At 61.4% G+C, this 19615-nt stretch carries 18 protein-coding genes; 12 read left to right on the plus strand and 6 right to left on the minus strand.

Annotated elements, in window-relative coordinates; all coding sequences use genetic code 11:
- Nucleotides 1-66: 66 nt before the first annotated feature.
- The 8 genes from bcsA to A3AU_RS0125410 all read left to right on the plus strand — a co-directional run bounded on the left by bcsA (nt 67) and on the right by A3AU_RS0125410 (nt 11499).
- Entirely contained in the window at nt 67-2259 is a 2193-nt protein-coding gene (bcsA, locus tag A3AU_RS01000000136095; RefSeq protein ID WP_051355469.1) for a UDP-forming cellulose synthase catalytic subunit, read from the plus strand.
- 80 nt (nt 2260-2339) lie between these two features.
- Nucleotides 2340-4592: a cellulose biosynthesis cyclic di-GMP-binding regulatory protein BcsB gene (locus A3AU_RS0125380; protein WP_245235570.1), complete on the plus strand. Its 2253-nt coding sequence runs from the start codon at nt 2340-2342 to the stop codon at nt 4590-4592.
- A gap of 38 nt (nt 4593-4630) precedes the next feature.
- Nucleotides 4631-5647: a family 8 glycosyl hydrolase gene (locus tag A3AU_RS0125385; protein ID WP_418001078.1), complete on the plus strand. Its 1017-nt coding sequence runs from the start codon at nt 4631-4633 to the stop codon at nt 5645-5647.
- A complete protein-coding gene (locus A3AU_RS0125390; RefSeq protein WP_027055381.1) occupies nt 5644-7776 on the plus strand; it encodes a tetratricopeptide repeat protein in 2133 nt (710 codons plus the stop codon). Before A3AU_RS0125385 ends, A3AU_RS0125390 begins: the two co-directional genes overlap by 4 nt.
- Before the next feature lie 263 nt (nt 7777-8039).
- The gene (locus tag A3AU_RS0125395) at nt 8040-8681 is read left to right on the plus strand and encodes a 50S ribosomal protein L25/general stress protein Ctc (protein ID WP_027055382.1); all 642 of its coding nucleotides are present in this window, start codon (nt 8040-8042) and stop codon (nt 8679-8681) included.
- A 23-nt stretch (nt 8682-8704) separates the two neighbouring features.
- The gene (gene pth, locus A3AU_RS0125400) at nt 8705-9424 is read left to right on the plus strand and encodes an aminoacyl-tRNA hydrolase (protein WP_027055383.1); all 720 of its coding nucleotides are present in this window, start codon (nt 8705-8707) and stop codon (nt 9422-9424) included.
- A gap of 96 nt (nt 9425-9520) precedes the next feature.
- A complete protein-coding gene (ychF, locus tag A3AU_RS0125405) occupies nt 9521-10624 on the plus strand; it encodes a redox-regulated ATPase YchF (protein WP_027055384.1) in 1104 nt (367 codons plus the stop codon).
- A gap of 122 nt (nt 10625-10746) precedes the next feature.
- Nucleotides 10747-11499: a DUF5131 family protein gene (locus A3AU_RS0125410; protein ID WP_027055385.1), complete on the plus strand. Its 753-nt coding sequence runs from the start codon at nt 10747-10749 to the stop codon at nt 11497-11499.
- Here A3AU_RS0125410 and A3AU_RS1000000138295 read toward each other — a convergent pair.
- Nucleotides 11454-12380, minus strand: a complete 927-nt coding sequence (locus A3AU_RS1000000138295) for a three-Cys-motif partner protein TcmP (RefSeq protein ID WP_081709668.1) — start codon at nt 12378-12380, stop codon at nt 11454-11456. The genes A3AU_RS0125410 and A3AU_RS1000000138295 overlap by 46 nt on opposite strands.
- 312 nt (nt 12381-12692) lie before the next feature.
- Between A3AU_RS1000000138295 and corA the strand changes: the two genes are divergently transcribed.
- The 3 genes from corA (at nt 12693) to A3AU_RS0125430 (ending at nt 14728) form a co-directional block, all read left to right on the plus strand.
- Complete coding sequence (corA, locus tag A3AU_RS0125420) at nt 12693-13667, plus strand: magnesium/cobalt transporter CorA (protein WP_027055386.1); 975 nt, start codon at nt 12693-12695, stop codon at nt 13665-13667.
- Between the two features lie 123 nt (nt 13668-13790).
- The gene (locus A3AU_RS0125425; RefSeq protein WP_027055387.1) at nt 13791-14261 is read left to right on the plus strand and encodes a MaoC family dehydratase; all 471 of its coding nucleotides are present in this window, start codon (nt 13791-13793) and stop codon (nt 14259-14261) included.
- The gene (locus A3AU_RS0125430) at nt 14258-14728 is read left to right on the plus strand and encodes a MaoC family dehydratase (protein WP_027055388.1); all 471 of its coding nucleotides are present in this window, start codon (nt 14258-14260) and stop codon (nt 14726-14728) included. Before A3AU_RS0125425 ends, A3AU_RS0125430 begins: the two co-directional genes overlap by 4 nt.
- Before the next feature lie 168 nt (nt 14729-14896).
- On the opposite strand, the gene A3AU_RS0125435 is transcribed toward A3AU_RS0125430, so the two are convergent.
- A complete protein-coding gene (locus A3AU_RS0125435) occupies nt 14897-15442 on the minus strand; it encodes an adenine phosphoribosyltransferase (RefSeq protein ID WP_027055389.1) in 546 nt (181 codons plus the stop codon).
- A gap of 77 nt (nt 15443-15519) precedes the next feature.
- Nucleotides 15520-15972 carry a nuclear transport factor 2 family protein gene (locus A3AU_RS0125440; protein WP_027055390.1) on the minus strand — a complete coding sequence of 151 codons (453 nt, stop codon included), beginning with the start codon at nt 15970-15972 and terminating at the stop codon, nt 15520-15522.
- A gap of 210 nt (nt 15973-16182) precedes the next feature.
- Here A3AU_RS0125440 and A3AU_RS0125445 point away from each other — a divergent pair, with 210 nt between their 5' ends.
- Nucleotides 16183-16680 (plus strand): hypothetical protein, encoded by a 498-nt coding sequence (locus A3AU_RS0125445; protein ID WP_154674660.1) that lies wholly within the window; start codon nt 16183-16185, stop codon nt 16678-16680.
- Between the two features lie 96 nt (nt 16681-16776).
- On the opposite strand, the gene A3AU_RS0125450 is transcribed toward A3AU_RS0125445, so the two are convergent.
- The 3 genes from A3AU_RS0125450 to petA are packed head-to-tail and all read right to left on the minus strand — an operon-like array spanning nt 16777 to nt 19565.
- A complete protein-coding gene (locus A3AU_RS0125450; RefSeq protein ID WP_027055392.1) occupies nt 16777-17658 on the minus strand; it encodes a cytochrome c1 in 882 nt (293 codons plus the stop codon).
- Between the two features lie 27 nt (nt 17659-17685).
- On the minus strand, nt 17686-18987 hold the full coding sequence (locus A3AU_RS0125455; RefSeq protein ID WP_027055393.1) for a cytochrome b: 1302 nt from the start codon (nt 18985-18987) through the stop codon (nt 17686-17688).
- A gap of 17 nt (nt 18988-19004) precedes the next feature.
- Complete coding sequence (petA, locus tag A3AU_RS0125460) at nt 19005-19565, minus strand: ubiquinol-cytochrome c reductase iron-sulfur subunit (protein ID WP_027055394.1); 561 nt, start codon at nt 19563-19565, stop codon at nt 19005-19007.
- Between the last annotated feature and the right edge of the window lie 50 nt (nt 19566-19615).

The raw sequence follows: 19615 nt of genomic DNA on the forward strand, positions 1-19615 counted from the left end.
GCTTTCTGTCAGCCGGCTTCACGATATGACGACCTAAACCGGGCGGGGGTCGCGGAGGCGCATTGGATGCGGAAGTTGCTGATTGTAGTGCAATGGGCGCTGGCGTCGGTTTGCGTGATCACGCTCGTCACGCTGCCGATCAGCCTCGAAACGCAGCTGGTGGCCGGCATGTGTGTGCTCGTCGCCATGATGCTGCTCAAGCTCGTGCGCCCGGATGGTATCTGGCGGCTGGTCGCTCTTGCCTTCGGTACCGCCATCGTCATGCGTTACGTCTACTGGCGCACGACCAGTACGCTGCCGCCCTTCAACCAGCTGGAAAACTTCATTCCCGGTTTCATGCTCTATCTGGCCGAGATGTACAGCGTGATGATGCTGGCGCTAAGCCTGTTCGTGGTTGCCTTGCCGCTTCCCTCACGCCCCTCGCGAGCCAACTCCAACGACCGCATGCCGACGGTCGATGTGTTTATTCCGACCTACAATGAGGACCCCGAGCTTCTGGCCAACACCATGGCAGCAGCCAGAGGCATGGATTATCCGGCAGGGAAAGTGACCGTCTGGCTGCTTGACGATGGCGGCACGCTGCAGAAGCGCAACTCCGACAAGATCGTTGACGCCAACAACGCCGAGCGGCGCCATGCCCAGTTGCAGAAGCTGTGCGCCGATCTCGGCGTCAACTATCTGACGCGCGATCGCAACGAGCATGCCAAGGCCGGCAATCTCAACAACGGCCTGTCGCGGTCGGGCGGCGAATTGGTCGCCGTGTTCGACGCGGATCATGCCCCCGCCCGCGATTTCCTGAGGGAAACCGTTGGCTATTTCGACGAGGATCCACGGCTGTTCCTTGTCCAGACACCGCATTTCTTCCTCAATCCGGACCCGGTTGAGCGAAACCTGCGAACGTTCGAGAAGATGCCGTCCGAGAACGAGATGTTCTACGGCATCATCCAGCGTGGTCTCGACAAGTGGAATGCATCGTTCTTCTGCGGTTCGGCGGCGGTGCTGCGGCGCTCGGCGCTCGTGGAAACGAACGGGTTCAGCGGCGTCAGCATCACCGAGGATTGCGAAACGGCGATCGAACTGCATGCCCGCGGCTGGCACAGCGTCTATGTCGACAAGCCGCTGATCGCCGGGCTGCAGCCGGCGACCTTCGCCTCGTTCATCGGACAGCGCAGCCGCTGGGCGCAAGGCATGATGCAGATTCTGCGTTTTCGTTTCCCGCCATTGAAGCGCGGGCTCTCGGTTCCGCAACGCCTCTGCTACATGTCGTCGACGCTGTTCTGGCTGTTCCCGTTTCCGCGCGCGATATTCCTGGTCGCGCCGCTGTTCTACCTGTTCTTCGACCTGCAGATATTCACCGCTTCTGGCGGCGAGTTCATGGCGTACACGCTCACCTACATGATCGTGAACCTGATGATGCAGAACTATCTCTATGGCGCCTTCCGCTGGCCGTGGGTGTCGGAACTCTACGAATATGTGCAGACGGTGCATCTGCTGCCCGCTGTCATTTCCGTGATTCTCAATCCTCGCAAGCCGACCTTCAAGGTCACCGCCAAGGACGAGTCGATCGCCACGAGCAGGCTCTCCGAAATAGCAAGGCCGTTCTTCGTGATATTCGGTATTCTGCTGCTCGGCGTCGCCATGACCGTGTACAAGGTCTACGCAGAGCCGTTCAAGGCCGACGTCACGCTGGTCGTGGGCGGCTGGAATCTGCTCAACCTCATTATGGCGGGTTGCGCGCTCGGTGTCGTGTCGGAACGCGGAGAACGCGCCGCCACGCGACGCGTCAAGGTCCACCGACGCTGTGATTTTGAAATCAACGGCAAATGGCACCAAGGCACGATCGAGGACGTCTCGGCGCACGGCGCACGGACCACGGTCCTCGGTGTACAACTGGAGGATCTCGCCAAGGATGCAAGGGCGGGCATTCGCTTCAAGCTGTTCGCGGACGGCACGGAGGCGGTGCTGCCGGTCACCATCCGCAATTTCGAGCGAACATCGGATGGCATTGCCGTCGGTTGCCTCTACCAGGCGAGCGAAGCCGTTCACCACCGGCTGGTCGCCGACCTGATTTTCGCGAACTCCAAGCAATGGGAGCAGTTCCAGCTTTCGCGTCGCGGAAACCCCGGTCTGCTGCGAGGAACGGCCTGGTTTCTGCGCATGGCGATTTTTCAGACATATAGGGGTCTGGTCTATTTCTGGCGCGACATGCGCGGCAGAACCTCCATGACCGCGGCGCAGCTTGCGGAGAAGCGGCAATGAGAGCCGGACTTGCAACGCTGACCCTCCTTCTACTGGGCGTCACGCCAGCGTGCCCGCAAGCAGGCGTCAGTCCGTTCGACATGTCCACGGAACGACCGGCCACAGCCGCCCCGGTCGCACCCCCACAACAAAATAGCGCCACGCCCGCCCAGGCCGCTTCCGATGCCGGCAAAGCCGCCCGGCAAGCCCAGTCGCCGGCAAGGCGATATCTCGTACCGTTTTCGGAACTGGTGTTGTCCGGCGAATATTCACGGCGCGCCTGGTCCGTTTTTCTCACGCCGGAACAGGCGGCCGCCGCGACCGATCTGCATCTGGGCTACCAGAATGCCGTTGTCGTCGCGCCTGAAGCATCGCGTCTCGAATTGTCCGTCAACGGCAGCAGTGTCATCGGTATACCGATCGCCTCTTCGGACAGGGCCTCCGAAATCTCCGTGCGCATTCCCGCCGGCGTGCTTCATGCCGGCCTGAATGACATCGTCATGTCGGCGATTCAGCGGCACCGCACGGACTGCACGATCGAATCGACCTACGAACTGTGGACGCAGATCGACCCATCGCGGACGTTCTTCACGTTCGAAGGAAATCAGGCAGGACTTTGGAAAAGGGTCGAGGACCTTCGCGCTATTGGCGTGGACGAGACCGGAGAGACCAAGTTCAATCTAATCGTTCCGTCTATGGGGCAGGCTGCTTCCACCGCTCCGGTTGTGCGACTGGGCGAAGCGCTGGCGCTGATGGCCAATATGCCGAACCAGGCCTTCGAGGTCAGCGAGACGGGCTCGAAGGCGGCCGGTCCCGGCATGGCCAACATCGTCGTAGCCCCGGCGGCCGACCTGTCCAAGGTGCTGGCCTCCGTGCCGGCAAACGCTGATGCCGGACCGATAGCCACACTGATCGATGACCCCACCCTCGGTCCATCCACCCTGCTTGTCAGCGGCCCGAACTGGCAGGCGGTCAACCTGGCGATCGACGACATCGCCAAGCAGGTCGACCGCCCGGCTGGTAGCCTGCGCACCAGTCTTGCGACCCGGACATGGCGAACGCCCGACGTTCCCATGCTGCTCGATGCCAACACGTTGAAGTTCTCCGGCCTGGGTGTGAACACGCTTGAGTTTTCAGGACGAAGGGTCCGCACCGATTTTGCCGTGGGCGTGCCGTCGGACTTCTACGCAGAAGCCTATGGTCACGCGACCATCCTGCTGGATGCAGCCTATTCACAAGACGTTCTGCCGGGCAGCCACATCGACGTCTATGTTAACGACAACATCGCTGCAACGGTGCCAATCACGACCGCCGGTGGTGAAATCCTGCGCCATCTGCCGATCAAGGTGACGATGCGTCATTTCAGGCCGGGCGACAACACGATCGCCATCGAAGCCGTGTTGCTGACCCGGGCCGACACGGTCTGCGCTCCTGGCGCCGCGTCGTCCGACAGCAAGCGCTTCGCGCTTTTCGACAGCTCGGAATTCGTGATGCCGGATTTCGCCCGCATCGCCCGGACGCCCGACCTTGGCGCGATCAGCGGAACCGGCTTCCCGTATGGGAGGGCCCAGTACGCCTTGCCGTTGATCATGGACCGCGCCCAGCCGGAAATCGTTTCGGCCGGAGTGACGCTCATGGCGCGCATGTCGGTCGCGGCCGGGCGATTGATCGCGGTAGATTCCTCGACCGCCGCCAGTGCGGTCGCCGACCGGAACGCGCTGTTCATCAGCGCGATTTCCCAGGTCCCGCCCGCCGTTCTGGCCCAGGTAGGGATTTCGAGCGACAGCAGCTCGACCTGGGGCGAAACCGTTTCTTCCATCCGGCCAGACACCGAAACGACGTTCGACGAATGGCGCCAGCAACTGCGCGGCAGCGGTTGGCGCGGACAGATCAGCTCGTTCGAGGACTGGATGAGGCAGACCTTCAACATATCCGCGAGCTCGCTTCGTGTATTCCCCGAGCCAGTTGCACTGTACAAACCACAAGGCAATGCAAGCCTCGTCGTTGCACAGGAAGCAAGCCCGACCGAGGGCGGGACCTGGACCGTCATCACCGCACCAAACGCGAGCGCGCTTCTGGATGGTGCGCGTGCCTTGACCGCCCAGGAGACCTGGCGCCAGCTTGGAGGGCATGTCACAACGGTCGAGACAGGTGGCGACAAGGTGCAAACGGTCCCCGTGACGCGTTTCGACTTTGTCGAGACGCAGCCCTTTTCCCTCGCGAACTACCGTCTCGTCGTCGCCAACTGGCTTTCCGCCAATGCGCTCTCCTACGCGGTCGTGCTGACCTTGTTCTCGATCTTGCTCGGCCTTGCGACGGCAGGACTGCTCGGCTCGTTGGGGCGACGAAAATGAGGCTGAGGGGACGCTTCATCCTAGTTCTGGCCGCAGGAATGCTTGCTGTCCCTTGGCTATCGCAACAGGCCAGCTCGGCCGAGGCCGTCACCACGGCGGAATGGGCGCTTTACAAGGACAAGTTCCTCGATCCAGCCGGCAGAATCATCGACGCTGCGAATGGAGGGATCAGCCACAGTGAAGGTCAAGGGTACGGACTGTTGTTGTCCTATCTTGCTGGGAACCAAGGCGATTTTGATCGTATCTGGGCGTTCACGCGGACGGAAATGATGGTGCGCAACGACGGTCTGGCGGCATGGAAATGGGACCCGGCTACCGTTCCCCACATTAGTGACACCAACAACGCTTCCGATGGCGATCTGTTGATAACCTATGGGCTGGCACTTGCCGGCACGGCCTGGCACCGACCCGACCTTACCGCTTCGGCCAAGAGCATCGCGGCGGCGCTTGCCGATGGGGGGCTGGAGACCGTGGGCGATCTTGTCCTTCTCAAACCCGGCAAGTCCGGATTTGCCGCCGCCGACCGCAAGGACGGGCCTGTCGTCAACCTGTCCTACTGGGTCTTTGAGGCCCTTCCGGTTCTGGCGCAACTGATGCCGGACGGGCCATGGACACAATTGGCGAACAGCGGCAGGACGCTGCTTGTCGCCTCCATGAAAACCGGGCAGGCAAGCTTGCCGCCCGATTGGATTTCGTTGAAAACCGTGCCGGCGCCAGCCGACGGATTTCCCAAGGAATTCAGCTACAACGCCATCCGCATTCCGCTTTATCTGATCCGTGCCGGTGACAGCGATCGGACCTTGCTGGAACCATTCGCTACGCGGATGCCGGATGCCGCAGGGCAAGTCCGTGTCGTCGACATAGCAACCGGCAAGACGCGTCACCTTCTTGCCGATGCGGGCTATCGCATAATCCCCGCACTCGTTTCCTGCGTGTTGAGCGGAGCTCCGATAGGCAAGGACATGCAGTCGTTCCAGCCGACCGACTACTACCCTTCGACCTTGCATCTTCTGGCGCTCTCCTATGCGCGGCGCCATCATCCGGAGTGCTTGTGAAACCGCCGCTGATCATAGTCGCGGGAATTGCAGGGGTGGGCGTGATGGCGCTTGCCAATGGCCACTACATCAATCTGCCATCCATCCTGGCCAACATCACCGCCATCGCTCAGCAGGGCAACGCCCTCCAGGGCAACGCCCTCCAGGGCAACGCCCTCCAGGGCAACGCGCAGCCTGTCGCGGCGACGCAGGTGGCGGCGCAGACAAATCCGCCTGCCCCAACTTCGACTGCGCCGTCGCCAAAGGTGGATGAAACGGCGTTGCGCTACTTTGCCTCCAAGGGCGACACCAAGCGACTGGAAGCGGAAATCGCCCGATTGAAGGCGCTCTACCCGGATTGGACACCACCGGAAGATCCGCTGGCCGCCCGCCCGCAGGGCGATCCTCAACTCGATCAGATGTGGAAACTCTATTCGGAAGGCAAGCTCGCAGAAGTGCGAAAAGCCATTGCCGATAGGCAAGCCACACAGCCGGACTGGCAGCCGCCTTCGGATTTGCTGGACCGGCTGGCTGTTGCGGAGGCCAGAGAGCAACTGGTGAACGCGTCCGACGTCAAGCAATACGATACCGTCATCCGCATCGGATCGGCCAATTCCAGCCTCCTGACCTGTGGCGATGTCGACGTGCTGTGGCGCGTCGCCGAGGCCTTCGCGCGTACCAAGCGTGAAGATCGTGCCCGCGACGCCTATCTCTATATCCTCAGGAATTGTGCCAAGCCCGAGGAACGCGTCGCAACCATCCAGAAGGCGCTACCTTTGCTGTCGCGCCAGAATCTCGACCAGCTTCTGGCGACCGAACAGAAGACGGCTGACGGCAAGGGCGAATTCGCCGCCATTCGCGGCGACATCGCCAGGCAGAGCCTTGCCAATGCCGATACCGATCCAAAGCTGGTGATTGCCGATGCCGATCTCGCCGCGGTCCAGGCGCTTGCCAATGATGGCGGCTTGGCGTCGGACGACCTGCTTCTCGGCTGGTACTATGTCCGCCGCGACAATCCCCAATCCGCCGAAAGTTGGTTTCGCAAGGCCCGCCAGAAGGAAAACTCGGCCAAGGCGTCGCAAGGCCTGGCCCTGGCGCTGATCAACCAGAGCCGTCCAGCGGAGGCCGAGGATATTCTCTACCAGTGGCGGGATGCCGACGACGACGTCCGCAAGGTCTATCTTGCAGCGGTCGCGAACCTCCTGGCCATCACGCCGCCGCCACCGCTCGCCGCGCCGGTGCTGCAGAGAATGGTGCAGGAGGTTTATGCCGCCAAGGATGCGGGTTCCGCACAGCAGCTTGGCTGGTATGCCGACGCGCTGAACCAGCCGCAGACGGCAGCGCAATGGTTCAAGCTCGCGCTGGACTGGAAGCCCGATGACGAGCCGTCCGCCTACGGGCTTGCCCTGACCCGATGGAAGATCGGCGACAAGGCTGGGGTACGGGAAATCCAGGCGCAATGGGCCGGACGGTCCGAACGAATACCGACGGTCGGCGAACGCAGCATCCAAACCACCGTTGTTGGCAGAGGCCGATCCGGGCCACGCCAGCGGGCGCCTGCTGCTCAGACGGACGACCAGACCGATGCCGGCGCCGGCAAAGCTCGCCGGAGCGCTGGGCGGGCAAGGCAGCAGAGCAGTGGTTGTTCCAGCAGCGTCGATCCGGTCACACTCTCTACCGAGGCGGCCTTGTCACGCGGCTGGTGCCTGATGCAGGCAAACAGGCCCGTCGAAGCGGCCGCGGCCTTTGATGTGGCGCTGCATGGGAGGGGAAAGACGCACGCCGATGCCGCCTACGGACAGAGCCTCGCCTATCTGGCGGCAGGTCTGCCCGATATGGCGGCTGTTTCCGCTGCGAAAGCCCCCATGGATGCCGACCGAAGCATCGAAATCAGGACAGCACTGCTGGAATCCCAAGCCGCCAACGCATTCGACCAGGGTCGGTATGTCGAGACGATCATGGCTCTCGACGAGAGGTCGCACATCGCGCCCGAACGCACCGGCCTGATGGTACTGCGCGGCTATGCCTATCTGAAGCTGAGACGTTTCGACGATGCCGAGCAGATATTCCGGGCAGCTGCAGGCACAGGCAGCCACGACGCGCTGAAAGGGCTTAACGACGTCAAGACGGCCCGCGAGTTGAAAGGCTAGAGCAAAGCGATGCCAAGCCGAGCTTAAGCCGCTTCCGCGCTTCGGCTTGCGCCTGTCGATACCTTCCGCTATAGAGCCGCCACCCGCGTAGACACCCTTGGAGGCAACGCGGCGGAAGGCTGCCTTCCCTTGTGATCCCGAACAAAGCTCCGTCTCAAGGCGGGTGCCCTCATTCGGACATCCGGGCCTGGCGGCTTTCGACGTTTACGGCCGGGGCAAATTACCCCTCCGCAAACGCTCCATAACACGCGAAAGGAAAAGCCATGAGCCACGATACTTACGAGCTCAAGGCCGAAGCGCGCGAACAGGTCGGTAAGGGGTCCGCCCGTGCAGTTCGCCGCAACGGTAAAGTGCCTGCAGTAATTTACGGCGACAAGCAGCCTCCCCTGGCGATTGCGCTCGGCTACAAGGACGTCTTCTACAAGATCCATGGCGGCGGGTTCCTGACCACGATCGCCACGATCGATGTCGACGGCCAGAAAATCCAGGTTCTGCCGAAGGATTTTCAGCTCGACCCGGTCAAGGACTTCCCGATGCATGTCGACTTCCTGCGCATCGGCAAGGACACCGAGGTCAATGTCGACGTGCCTGTCCACTTCATCAATGAAGAAAAGTCGCCCGGCATCAAGCGCGGCGGCGTGCTCAACATCGTGCGTCACGAAGTCGAGTTCCACTGCCCGGCCAATGCGATCCCGGAATTCATCACCGTCGATCTCACCGGCACCAACATCGGCGACTCGATCCACATCTCGGCGGTCAAGCTGCCGGCCGGCGTCAAGCCGGTCATCTCCGATCGCGACTTCACCATCGCGACCATTGCCGGCTCGTCGGCAATGAAGCCGGAGACGGAAGAGACTGCTGAAGCGGCTGCACCTGAAGCGGCTCCTGCCGCCGAAGAGAAGTAACTCTTTCCCGCCCGGAGCCAACGATGCTTGTCTTTGCAGGCCTCGGCAATCCGGGCGCGAAATACGCTGATAACCGGCACAATGTCGGCTTCATGGCGGCGGACGCTATCGCCCGCCGCCATTCCTTTTCGCCCTGGTCGAAGAAATTCCAGGGCCTGATCGCCGAGGGCACGCTCGGCGGCGAAAAAATCATCCTGATCAAGCCGCAGACCTTCATGAACCTGTCCGGCCAGTCGGTCGGCGAAGCGCTGCGCTTCTACAAGCTCGGCCCTGAGGCGCTCACCGTCTTCTATGACGAGATCGACCTCGCCGAGGGCAAATTGCGCATCAAGACCGGCGGCGGCGCCGGCGGCCATAACGGCATCCGCTCGATCGACGGCCATGTCGGCAACGCCTATCGCCGCGTGCGCATCGGCGTCGGCCACCCCGGCGTCAAGGAAATGGTCCAGCATCACGTGCTCGGCGATTTCGCCAAGGCCGACCGCGAATGGCTGGAGCCTTTGCTCGAGGCCATCGCCGACAACGCCGCCATGATCGTCAAGGGCGACGAATCCGGCTTCATGAACAAGGCCGCACTCGCCGTGCAGGGCAAGGCGGCGCCCGAGCCGGAAAAGCCGGCGCGGAGGCAGGAACCCAAGCAGCAAAGTCACGTCCGCCAGGCGCGTCCGCCGCAGCCGGCGGTCAAATTGCCGGAATCCGGCCCGATGGCCGCCATGCTGAAGAAACTCTTCGGCAAGGACTGAGCGGGAGCCATAAGGCGGTACGGGGCTTGACGTTGATCACCCCTATCGCCCATAGCCCTGATCAAATTTTGCTTTTCCCGATAGGACTGGACGAAAATGGGTTTCAAATGCGGCATCGTTGGCTTGCCCAACGTCGGCAAGTCGACGCTTTTCAACGCGTTGACCAGGACGGCGGCGGCGCAGGCCGCCAACTATCCGTTCTGCACCATCGAACCGAACACCGGCGAGGTGGCGGTGCCAGATCCGCGCCTGCAGAAGATCGCGGCCATCGGCAAGTCGAAGGAGATCATTCCGACCCGCATCTCCTTCGTCGACATTGCCGGCCTGGTGCGTGGCGCCTCCAAGGGCGAAGGGCTGGGCAACCAGTTCCTCGCCAACATCCGCGAGGTCGACGCCATCGTGCACGTGCTGCGCTGCTTCGAGGATGACGACATCACCCATGTCGAGGGCCGCATCGACCCCGTCGCCGACGCCGAGACGGTCGAGACCGAGCTGATGCTCGCCGACCTCGACAGCCTGGAGCGCCGCATCGTCCAGATCCGCAAGCGCGCCGGCAGCAAGGACAAGGAAGCGGTGACGGTGCTGCCGATGATGGAGGCCGCGCTCGAACTGCTGCAGGCGGGCAAACCGACCCGCGTGCTGCTCAAAGGCATCTCGGCCGAAGACTTGCGCATCCTGCAGGGCTTGAATCTCCTGACGTCGCACCCCGTGCTCTATGTCTGCAACGTCGCCGAAGCCGATGCCGCCACCGGCAACGAGCACACCCGGGCAGTGGAGAAGATGGCCACCGCGCAGGGCGCCGGCACGGTGGTGATCTCGGCCGCGATCGAGGCCGAAGTCGCCCAGCTTTCCGACGAGGAAGAGATGGAATTCCTGTCCTCGCTCGGCCTCGACGAGCCGGGCCTCAACAAGGTGATCCGCGCCGGCTATGAGCTTTTGCATCTCATCACCTATTTCACCGTCGGGCCGAAGGAGACGCGCGCCTGGACCATCCACAAGGGCGACAAGGCCCCGCAGGCCGCCGGCGTCATCCACACCGATTTCGAGCGCGGCTTCATCCGCGCCCAGACCATCGCCTACAACGACTTCGTCACGCTGGGCGGCGAAGTGGCGGCCAAGGAAGCCGGCAAGGCGCGCGACGAAGGCAAGGAATATGTCGTCCAGGACGGCGACATCATGCTGTTCAAGTTCAACACTTGACGGCTTGGCGACCGCATAGGGGACGCCAACTAGGTCTTGATATGAAAAAATTCCTAAAGTAAACTTGTTAGGGTATTTTCGATCTTAATGCGGTCTCTAAACCGTCGAAGAGAAGCGCGAAAATGGCCGAGACATCAATCGAATGGACTGACGCAACGTGGAATCCGGTCGCAGGATGCACAATCCTCACGGCAGGGTGCACAAATTGCTATGCCATGCGCATGGCCTCCCGCCTCGAAGCGATGGGGGCGGAAAAATATGCAGGGCTAACTCGGAAAAGCGGTGGAAGGGCGAAATGGACGGGCAAGATCAAGCTTGACCATCCATCTCTCGACATTCCGGCCTCATGGAAGAAACCACGACGCGTTTTCGTCAATTCGATGTCGGATCTTTTCCATCCAGATGTGCCTGCAGACTTCATTCGTGAGGTCTGGCGCGTCATGGAGACAACTCCGCGCCACACCTATCAGGTCCTTACGAAGCGGCCAGATAGGATGGCTGAAATCCTGTCGACAGACAGTTTCAGAGTGCTGTCAAACGTCTGGCTCGGAACAAGTGTAGAGGACAGTCGTGTGCTTTACAGGTTAGATGAACTTCGATCTGTTCCGGCGGCCGTCCGATTTGTGTCCTATGAGCCATTGATAGGCTCCGTAGCGGGTGGAAGCCTAACAGGTATTCATTGGGCGATTGTTGGTGGAGAGAGCGGCCCCAACGCCCGCCCAATGGACCCAATCTGGATCGATGAGATTTTCGATCAATGTACTGATGCTGACGCAGCCTTCTTTTTCAAACAATGGGGCGGTAAGAATAAGAAAGCGGCGGGGCGAACCTATCGCGAGCGCTTGTGGGATGATCTACCAGAGTTGAGAATGTGAGATGCCATCTTGGTCGCCAGCTTCACAGCTGCTGGACTAGTGTTCGAGACCGCAAAGAAAAGCGACGCAAGCGGCGCACCGTTTTTGTGATGAAGCCGCACCGGGTCAAGGACTGCACCTTTGAAAGCGGTTTCGAGGCGCCCTTTCACATAAGCCTCAATCGCGTTTACATCAGCTCGGCGCACAGCTTGCCCTTGCGTTTCGAAAATGTCTTCGGGCGCAATTTCATGATTGTACCAACGAGAGCGCCAATCACTGGCACCTAGAACCCGATCCAGGCTTGCTTGCTTGCCAAGATCGAGTTTTGCCGGATCGTGCGGAGCGTTCCTATACAGGCCGGAAAGCGGGAAGAAATACCAGCAATCCAGTGCCTCGGTCTTGGCTATTGCTTCCACCGTCTGCCAAGACACCTCCATGCCGTATGGATCTAGAAAGATAACACCACGTATTCCACGGCCGACAATTTCAGAACCTCGCCAAGGGGTATTCGTGCACAAACGCTGCACGAGTTTATTAGCGTCACCATTTCGCACGATGATTTTGCGATCTGGATACTCATCAACTAGTGTTTGAAGTTCCGAAAACCGGGACGTGTCTTGCTCAATGAGGACAATTGAATGCATTGGCGGATCGATCTCGATCGCGATCCGCGCCGATCCTGGTGTCGTTATTTCCTCCGGCTCTGCAAAATCTGGTCCGAACAGCGGCAAGCTGGGACGTACTTCCGTGCGAGTACCAGAACCTGCAAATGCATCAATGTAGATGCAAGCGAACTGCTGATTTTGAAGCGCAATCGAGAACGCCTGCAAATACTCTTGAAGGCATCTAAGTTTTCTCGACGTATCAGGTCCACCAAAGACATGTTTTGCCAATTTGAACATCCCCACCCGAAAACATTATCCAATACGGAAAGTAGACAGGTGTCTATATGCTTTAGAACACATGGGAGCAAATAACGTCAAATCTGCAAAATACCCTTTCACCTCTATCGCAAACTGTCCGGAAAAGTGTGTTGAAGCGTTAACGCGCTCGGCGCAGGCAGCCTTTTCCGCCTGCCTTGACCTTGTCACACCAGGGGTCTAATCGGCTGCAGCACGCGGTCGGAGCTCTCATCGAAAGTGCCCGCTCCGTGCAATCCGAAATACTGCGCCCGTCCTGAACACACCTTTGACCCCAGCAAGGGAGACCCGGCGATGATCAAGGCTTTCGTCGTCGACAATGATCGCCTGCGTCTCACCGACGACCTTGTGGCCGATGGCGACAGGGTCGTCTGGGCCGACCTAGTCAATCCGACCAAGGAAGAAGAGGCCACCATCGAAAGCTGGCTCGGCGTCGCCATTCCGACCCGCGAGGAGATGGAGGAGATCGAGATTTCCAGCCGTCTCTATATCGAGGACGGCGCCTACTTCATGACCGCCACTTTGCCCGCGCAGACCGAGGTCGACGATCCCCTGATGTCGCCGGTCACCTTCGCGCTCGCCGGCAACAGGCTGATCACCATTCGCTATCATGAACCCAAGGCCTTCAAGACCTTCCCGCTGCGCGCCGAGAAGGTGGCGACCGGCTGCACCAGCGGCGACACCATCCTGATCGGCCTTCTGGAAGCGATCGTCGACCGTCTCGCCGACATCCTCGAGCGCGCCGGCCGCGACATCGAGGCGATTTCGCGCGACATCTTCGAGGCCCGTTCGACCAAGGTGTCGAAGCGCAACCGCGACTTCCAGGAATTGCTTAAAGCCATCGGCCGCAAGGAAGACATCACCTCTTCCGTGCGCGACAGCCTGATTTCGCTGCAGCGTCTGGCCGGTTTCCTCGCCCATGTCGCCACCCAGACCAAGATGAGCAAGGATGTCCGCGCCCGCATCAAGACCTTGTCGCGCGACGTGCTGTCGCTGGCCGACCACGCCACTTTCCTGTCGCAGAAGATCTCCTTCCTGCTCGACGCCACGCTCGGCATGATTTCGATCGAGCAGAACGCCATCATCAAGATCTTCTCGGTCGCAGCCGTCATCTTCCTGCCACCGACGCTGGTCGCCTCCATCTACGGCATGAATTTCGACATCATCCCCGAACTGAAATGGCAGCTGGGCTATCCCTTCGCCATCGGGCTGATGATCCTGTCGGCGATCCTGCCCTTCTGGTACTTCCGCCGCCGCGGCTGGCTCTGACCGCCGCCGCCGATGCCGGCTGCTCGCGCTGGCTCACCAGAAAGGACTTGACCAAATCGCGCGCTGCCTGCATCGGGGTTCGCCGATCCATGCGGATCGCGCGTTCCGCAGGGATGCCAGACCATGACCGCAAAGACATGGGCCTATGAGGATTTCGTCGAGGGTGCCTCGTTCGACCTCGGCACGAAACAGGTGAGCGCGGCCGAGATCATCGAATTCGCCAGCGAATTCGATGCCCAGCCGATGCATCTCGACGAGGAGGCCGGCAAGGCCAGCATCCTGGGCGGCTTGTCGGCTTCGGGCTGGCACACCTGCGCCATGTTCATGCGCATGCTGTGCGATGCCTTCCTGCTGGACTCCACCTGCCAGGGCGCGCCCGGCGTCGATCAGGTCAAGTGGAAGAAACCGGTTCTGGCCGGCGATACGCTGAAGGGCAGCCTGGTCGTCCTGGCCAAGCGCCTGTCCCGCTCGAAGCCGCAACTCGGCTTCGTCACCATGCGCAGCGAACTGGTCAACCAGCGTGGCGAAAGCGTCTTCGAGCTCGAGAACTCCGTCATGTTCCTGACGCGCGATGCGGCGGGGAATGCCGCATGACCCTGGATGAATTCTTCCGTATCGGCACGACCGTAACGCTGGGCTCGCACACATTCGAACCCGAGGCGATCAAGGCATTCGCCCGCAAATACGACCCGCAGATCTTCCATATCGATGAGGCGGCGGCGCAGAAGAGCGTGCTGGGCGGGCTCTGCGCCTCCGGCTGGCACACCGCCGCCACCTGGATGAAACTCAACCTCGAAAACCGCCTGGATGCCGAGGACGCCAACTGGAACGGCCCCGGCCCGATGCCCGAGTTCGGCCCCTCGCCCGGTTTCAAGAACCTGAAATGGCTGAAGCCGGTCTATGCCGGCGAGACGGTGACCTTCACACGCATGGCGGTTTCCCACCGACCGATCTCGTCACGCCCCGGCTGGCGGCTGCTGGCGCTGCTCTGCGCCGCTTCCGATTCGACCGGCGACAAGGTGCTTGAATTCGAAAGCGCCGTGCTGGTGAAGGTTGAGTAGGTTGTTCCTTCGCCCCGTTTACGGGGAGAAGGTGCCTGAAGGGCGGATGAGGGGGCGGCACCGGCGGTGGTGTTCTCGCGTTGCCTCCCGGCCCTTCGCTGTCGCTCCGGGCGTTCGAGCCCTTCGAAAGGTCACTGGACCTTTCAATTTGCCTTCGGCAACCCGCCTTCAATGCCCCTCGAACCCGATCAGCGTCCGCACCGGAACACCAAGCGCCTCGAGTTTCTTGCGCCCACCGAGATCAGGCAGGTCGATGACGAAGCACGCCGCCAGGATATCGGCGCCGATCTGGCGCAGGAGCCTGACCGCCGCTTCCGCCGTGCCGCCGGTGGCGATCAGGTCGTCGACCAGAATCACCTTCTCGCCAGGCGCAACGCCGTCCTTGTGCATTTCCATCTCGTCCAGCCCGTATTCCAGGCTGTAGGCGACGCGCACCGTCTCGTAGGGCAGCTTGCCCTTCTTGCGGATCGGCACGAAGCCGGCCGAGAGCTGGTGGGCGACGGCGCCTCCGAGGATGAAGCCGCGCGCCTCGATGCCGGCGATCTTGTCGACCTTCTGGCCGGCATAGGGATGCACCAGCTCGTCGATGGCGCGGCGGAAGGCGCGCGCATTGCCGAGCAGCGTGGTGATGTCGCGAAACAGGATGCCGGGCTTGGGATAGTCCGGAATGGTACGGATCGCGGCGAGCAGCGTGTCTTCGAGCGAAGGTTTCATGAGGCGGCTCTCCGGATGATCCAGCAGGTGTGAAACGGCGCGGGAGATCAATCGTAACCCGACGCGACCGGCAACGGCTAGCGCGATGTGGCGGCCGAGACAAGCCTGTCCGGCAAAGGATTGATCGCACTTGCCTTGTCCCATGCCTGGGCGGCGATCCGCCATTGCCCGTCGCTTTTTACGAGAAGCAACATTTCGACCGAATGGCTGGTCTCGGTCCCATTCTCGGTCATCTCGGCCCCGACGGCCGCGATCGCGATGTTGCCGAAGACCGTGATGTGGACGCCGAGCACGGTCTCATCGAGCGCCTTGAGCGACGTATCCGAAAGCTTGCGCATCCGATCGACGAAATCGGCGACTGCCATCGGCTTTGCCGGGCGGGCGGCGGGAAAGAGGCTGGCGCCCGCCAGGAAATCGCCGGTGAACTCATCCCAGCCGGGAGCGTGCTCCTCGCTCCAGCTCAGGCTTGCGAACTGGCGGGCGATGACGGCTCTTATCAAGTCCTCGTCCGTACCCAATCCGTTCGCCATGATCCGCCCCTTTCGTCCGGCTGCCTGCACCGGATATTAGCGCTCGGCACTTGTCCGATCGAGCTGCAGCCCATCAGCTTCATAACTCGTCCGATCTCGATCCGCATCTGCTTGATCGCCGCGCCATTCCAAAGGACTGGGTTGCCGAGCTCGCGCATATGGGTGAAAAGGGGCCTGAAGCGCCCCTTCCCGTCGAACCATGGTCGCTACATGACCCATCTTCTGCGACGAATGCTGAGTGTCATCATGGCAATCTTGCTTCTGAGCTGGGCGCCGGCAGGCGTCTCCGCTGCCGAGCAGGCCAGTTGGACGGTCGTGCTGCGCCCAACAGATTTCGTGGTCGGCGACGCGCTTGGACAATTGCAGACGCATCGACAATGGATCACTGGATTCGACGAACGGTCCGGCGTGTTCGAGATCGCTCTGCGCAGGAAGGCAATCGCGATTTCGGCGCCACACTGTCGGATGGACTATCTGATTTTGACGATCCCCGTTTATTACCCTGAAAATCCGAAGCAGGCATCGGTCCGCGAGCGTCGCGTGGTCTATGATGCCCTCGTCGCATTAAAGGCGAAGGGAAAAGGCAGCGCAACTGTTGCCGTTGAAGCGCCTGGACCTCTTGCTCGCCCGGGAAAACGAGGCATCGAGCTTCTTGCCTGCAACCTGTACTTTGCCTTTCCAATATCGGTGCAAGTGTCGACGCAATGAGCTGTTGCCGGCTTCAGCTCCATTGGGCACCGCCTCCGGAAAAGCGAAAGGGCGCCTCGAGGCGCCCTTTCGTAATCCTGTTCCGCCTTGGCGCGTTTAGTGGGCCACGCCTTCCCACACCTTGCGCTTGACGAGGTAGACCAGCGCACCGAACACCAGCAGGAAGAACAGCACGTTGATGCCGGTATGCTTGCGGGCTTCCATGTGCGGCTCGGCCGCCCACATCAGGAAGGCAGCGACGTCGCGGGAATACTGGTCGACCGTCTGCGGCGAGCCGTCATCATAGGTCACCTGGCCGTCGGAGAGCGGCTTGGGCATTTTCAGCGACACGCCCGACATGAAGTACGGGTTGTAATGCGTGCCCTCGGGGATGACCATGCCGGCAGGCGGCGTCTGGTCGTAGCCGGTCAGCAGCGAATGGATATAGTCGGGGCCGCCCGCGTCATACTGGGTGAAGATGTCGAAGACGAACTGCGGAAAGCCGCGCTCGACGCCGCGCGCCTTGGCCAGCAGCGACATATCAGGCGGAGCGGCGCCGCCATTGGCGGCAGCGGCGGCGGCCTCGTTGGCGAACGGCGCCGGAAAATAGTCCGACGGCTTACCGGGGCGGTCGAACATGTCGCCGGCATCGTTGGGGCCGTCATGGATGGTGTAGGTGGCCGCCAGCGACTTGATCTGTGCGTCCGAATAGCCGAGGCCCGTTGGACCCTCCAGCGTGCGGAACGCCACCAGGTTCATCGAATGGCAGGCCGAGCAGACCTCCTTGTAGACCTTCAGGCCGCGCTGCAGCTGGCCCTTGTCATAGGTGCCGATCGGACCCGTGAAGCTCCAGCTCATCTCCTTCGGCTCATTGATCGGGAAATGCGTCGGCGCCGCCGCATTGTGCGCCTCTTCGGCCGCGAAGGCGGCAGTGCCGGCGGCCCCAATGCCACCAGCAATAAGGCCGATCAGCGCCAGCGAGGTGAGAATCTTTTTCATGCCAAATCCCCTTAGATTCTCTACCGCTCAGCCCTTGGTCTCAGGTGCTGCCGTGGCGCCCGCCGGATGCCCGCTGCCACCCTTGTTCTTTTCGAGCACCGCCTCGGTGATCGAGTTCGGCAGCCTTCGCGGCGTCTCGATCAGGCCGAGCACCGGCAGCGCGATCAGGAAGAAGGCGAAATAGAACAGCGTCGCCATCTGCGCCATGAACACATAGCTGCCTTCCGCCGGCTGCGAGCCGAGCCAGCCGAGCAGGATCGCGTCGGCAACGAACAGCCAGAAGAACAGCTTGTACCAGGGCCGGTAGACCGCCGAGCGCACCTTGGAGGTGTCGAGCCACGGCACCAGGAACAACATGACGATGGCGCCGAACATGCACAGCACGCCGCCGAGCTTGGAGTTGATCGGCCCGATGTTGAAGGTGATGGCGCGCAGGATCGCGTAGAACGGCAGGAAGTACCATTCCGGCACGATATGGGCCGGCGTCTTCAGCGGGTTGGCGACGATGTAGTTGTCGGCATGGCCGAGATAGTTCGGCAGGAAGAAGATGAAATAGGCGAAGATGAACAGGAACACGATCATGCCGAACGCGTCCTTGATGGTCGCGTACGGAGTGAAGGCGACGGTATCGGTCTTCGACTTGACCTCGATGCCGGTCGGGTTCGACTGACCGACGACATGCAGCGCCCAGACGTGCAGCACGACGACGCCGGCAATCATGAACGGCAAGAGATAGTGCAGCGCGAAGAAGCGGTTCAGGGTCGGGTTGTCGACCGCGAAGCCGCCGAGTAGCAGCTGCTGAATCCAATCGCCGACCAGCGGGATGGCGCTGAAGAAGCCGGTGATGACAGTGGCGCCCCAGAAGCTCATCTGCCCCCAAGGCAGCACGTAGCCCATGAAGCCGGTCGCCATCATCAAGAGGTAGATGATGCAGCCTAGGATCCAGAGCAGCTCGCGCGGCGCCTTGTAGGAGCCGTAGTAGAGGCCACGGAAGATGTGGAGATAGACGGCGATGAAGAAGAACGAGGCGCCGTTGGCATGCATGTAGCGCAACAGCCAGCCGGAATTGACGTCGCGCATGATCTTCTCGACCGAATTAAAGGCGAGAGTGCTGTCTGACGTATAATGCATCGCCAGCACGATGCCGGTCACGATCTGCGAGACCAGCATGATCGACAGGATGCCGCCGAAGGTCCACATGTAGTTGAGGTTGCGCGGCACCGGATAGGAGACGAAGCTGTCATAGACCAGCCGCGGCAGCGGCATGCGGGCGTCGAACCAACGTTCGATACCGGTCTTGGGCGTGTAGGTCGAGTGTCCCTCGCTCATCGAAATATCCCCCTGCCTCAACCGATAAGGATCTTGGTATCGGAAACGAATTTGAATACCGGCACAGCCATGTTCTCGGGTGCCGGGCCTTTGCGGATGCGGCCGGCGGTGTCGTATTGCGAACCATGGCACGGGCAGAACCAGCCGCCGAAATCGCCTTCCTGGCCAAGCGGGATGCAGCCCAGATGCGTGCAGACCTGAACCATCACCATCCAGGCTTCCTTGCCCGGCGTGGTGCGGTTGGCGTCGGTCGCCGGAGCGTCGGACGGCAGGTTGGCGTTGCGGGCGATCGGATCCTTGAGATCGGCTAGGTTGACGGCCTCGCCGTCCTTCATTTCCTTTTCGGTGCGGTTGCGCACCACGACCGGCTTGCCGCGCCACTTGACGATCAGCGACATGCCAGGCGTCAGCGAAGCGACATCGACTTCGACCGAAGCGAGCGCCAGCGTCGAGGCGTCAGGGCGCATCTGGTCGATGAACGGCCAGGCGACGGCGCCGGCGCCGACCACGGCGGCCATGCCCGTGGCCACATAAAGAAAATCTCGACGATTGGGATCGTGGATGTCGGTTGCGCTCACGGGTGCCTGATCCTTTCGCCTCTTCCGCGCCGGTGGCCGAGCCTTGTTCC

The sequence above is a fragment of the Mesorhizobium erdmanii USDA 3471 genome (assembly GCF_000472705.1).
GTDB lineage: Bacteria > Pseudomonadota > Alphaproteobacteria > Rhizobiales > Rhizobiaceae > Mesorhizobium > Mesorhizobium erdmanii.

Excerpts from the sequence above, each read along its gene's own strand:
- bcsA (WP_051355469.1), top strand. The coding sequence starts at position 67 with ATGCGGAAGTTGCTGATTGTAGTGCAATGGGCGCTGGCGTCGGTTTGC.
- A3AU_RS0125380 (WP_245235570.1), top strand. The coding sequence starts at position 2,340 with ATGTCCACGGAACGACCGGCCACAGCCGCCCCGGTCGCACCCCCACAA.
- A3AU_RS0125385 (WP_418001078.1), top strand. The coding sequence starts at position 4,631 with ATGCTTGCTGTCCCTTGGCTATCGCAACAGGCCAGCTCGGCCGAGGCC.
- A3AU_RS0125395 (WP_027055382.1), top strand. The coding sequence starts at position 8,040 with ATGAGCCACGATACTTACGAGCTCAAGGCCGAAGCGCGCGAACAGGTC.
- pth (WP_027055383.1), top strand. The coding sequence starts at position 8,705 with ATGCTTGTCTTTGCAGGCCTCGGCAATCCGGGCGCGAAATACGCTGAT.
- ychF (WP_027055384.1), top strand. The coding sequence starts at position 9,521 with ATGGGTTTCAAATGCGGCATCGTTGGCTTGCCCAACGTCGGCAAGTCG.
- A3AU_RS0125410 (WP_027055385.1), top strand. The coding sequence starts at position 10,747 with ATGGCCGAGACATCAATCGAATGGACTGACGCAACGTGGAATCCGGTC.
- A3AU_RS1000000138295 (WP_081709668.1), bottom strand. The coding sequence starts at position 12,380 with ATGTTCAAATTGGCAAAACATGTCTTTGGTGGACCTGATACGTCGAGA.
- corA (WP_027055386.1), top strand. The coding sequence starts at position 12,693 with ATGATCAAGGCTTTCGTCGTCGACAATGATCGCCTGCGTCTCACCGAC.
- A3AU_RS0125425 (WP_027055387.1), top strand. The coding sequence starts at position 13,791 with ATGACCGCAAAGACATGGGCCTATGAGGATTTCGTCGAGGGTGCCTCG.
- A3AU_RS0125430 (WP_027055388.1), top strand. The coding sequence starts at position 14,258 with ATGACCCTGGATGAATTCTTCCGTATCGGCACGACCGTAACGCTGGGC.
- A3AU_RS0125435 (WP_027055389.1), bottom strand. The coding sequence starts at position 15,442 with ATGAAACCTTCGCTCGAAGACACGCTGCTCGCCGCGATCCGTACCATT.
- A3AU_RS0125440 (WP_027055390.1), bottom strand. The coding sequence starts at position 15,972 with ATGGCGAACGGATTGGGTACGGACGAGGACTTGATAAGAGCCGTCATC.
- A3AU_RS0125445 (WP_154674660.1), top strand. The coding sequence starts at position 16,183 with ATGACCCATCTTCTGCGACGAATGCTGAGTGTCATCATGGCAATCTTG.
- A3AU_RS0125450 (WP_027055392.1), bottom strand. The coding sequence starts at position 17,658 with ATGAAAAAGATTCTCACCTCGCTGGCGCTGATCGGCCTTATTGCTGGT.
- A3AU_RS0125455 (WP_027055393.1), bottom strand. The coding sequence starts at position 18,987 with ATGAGCGAGGGACACTCGACCTACACGCCCAAGACCGGTATCGAACGT.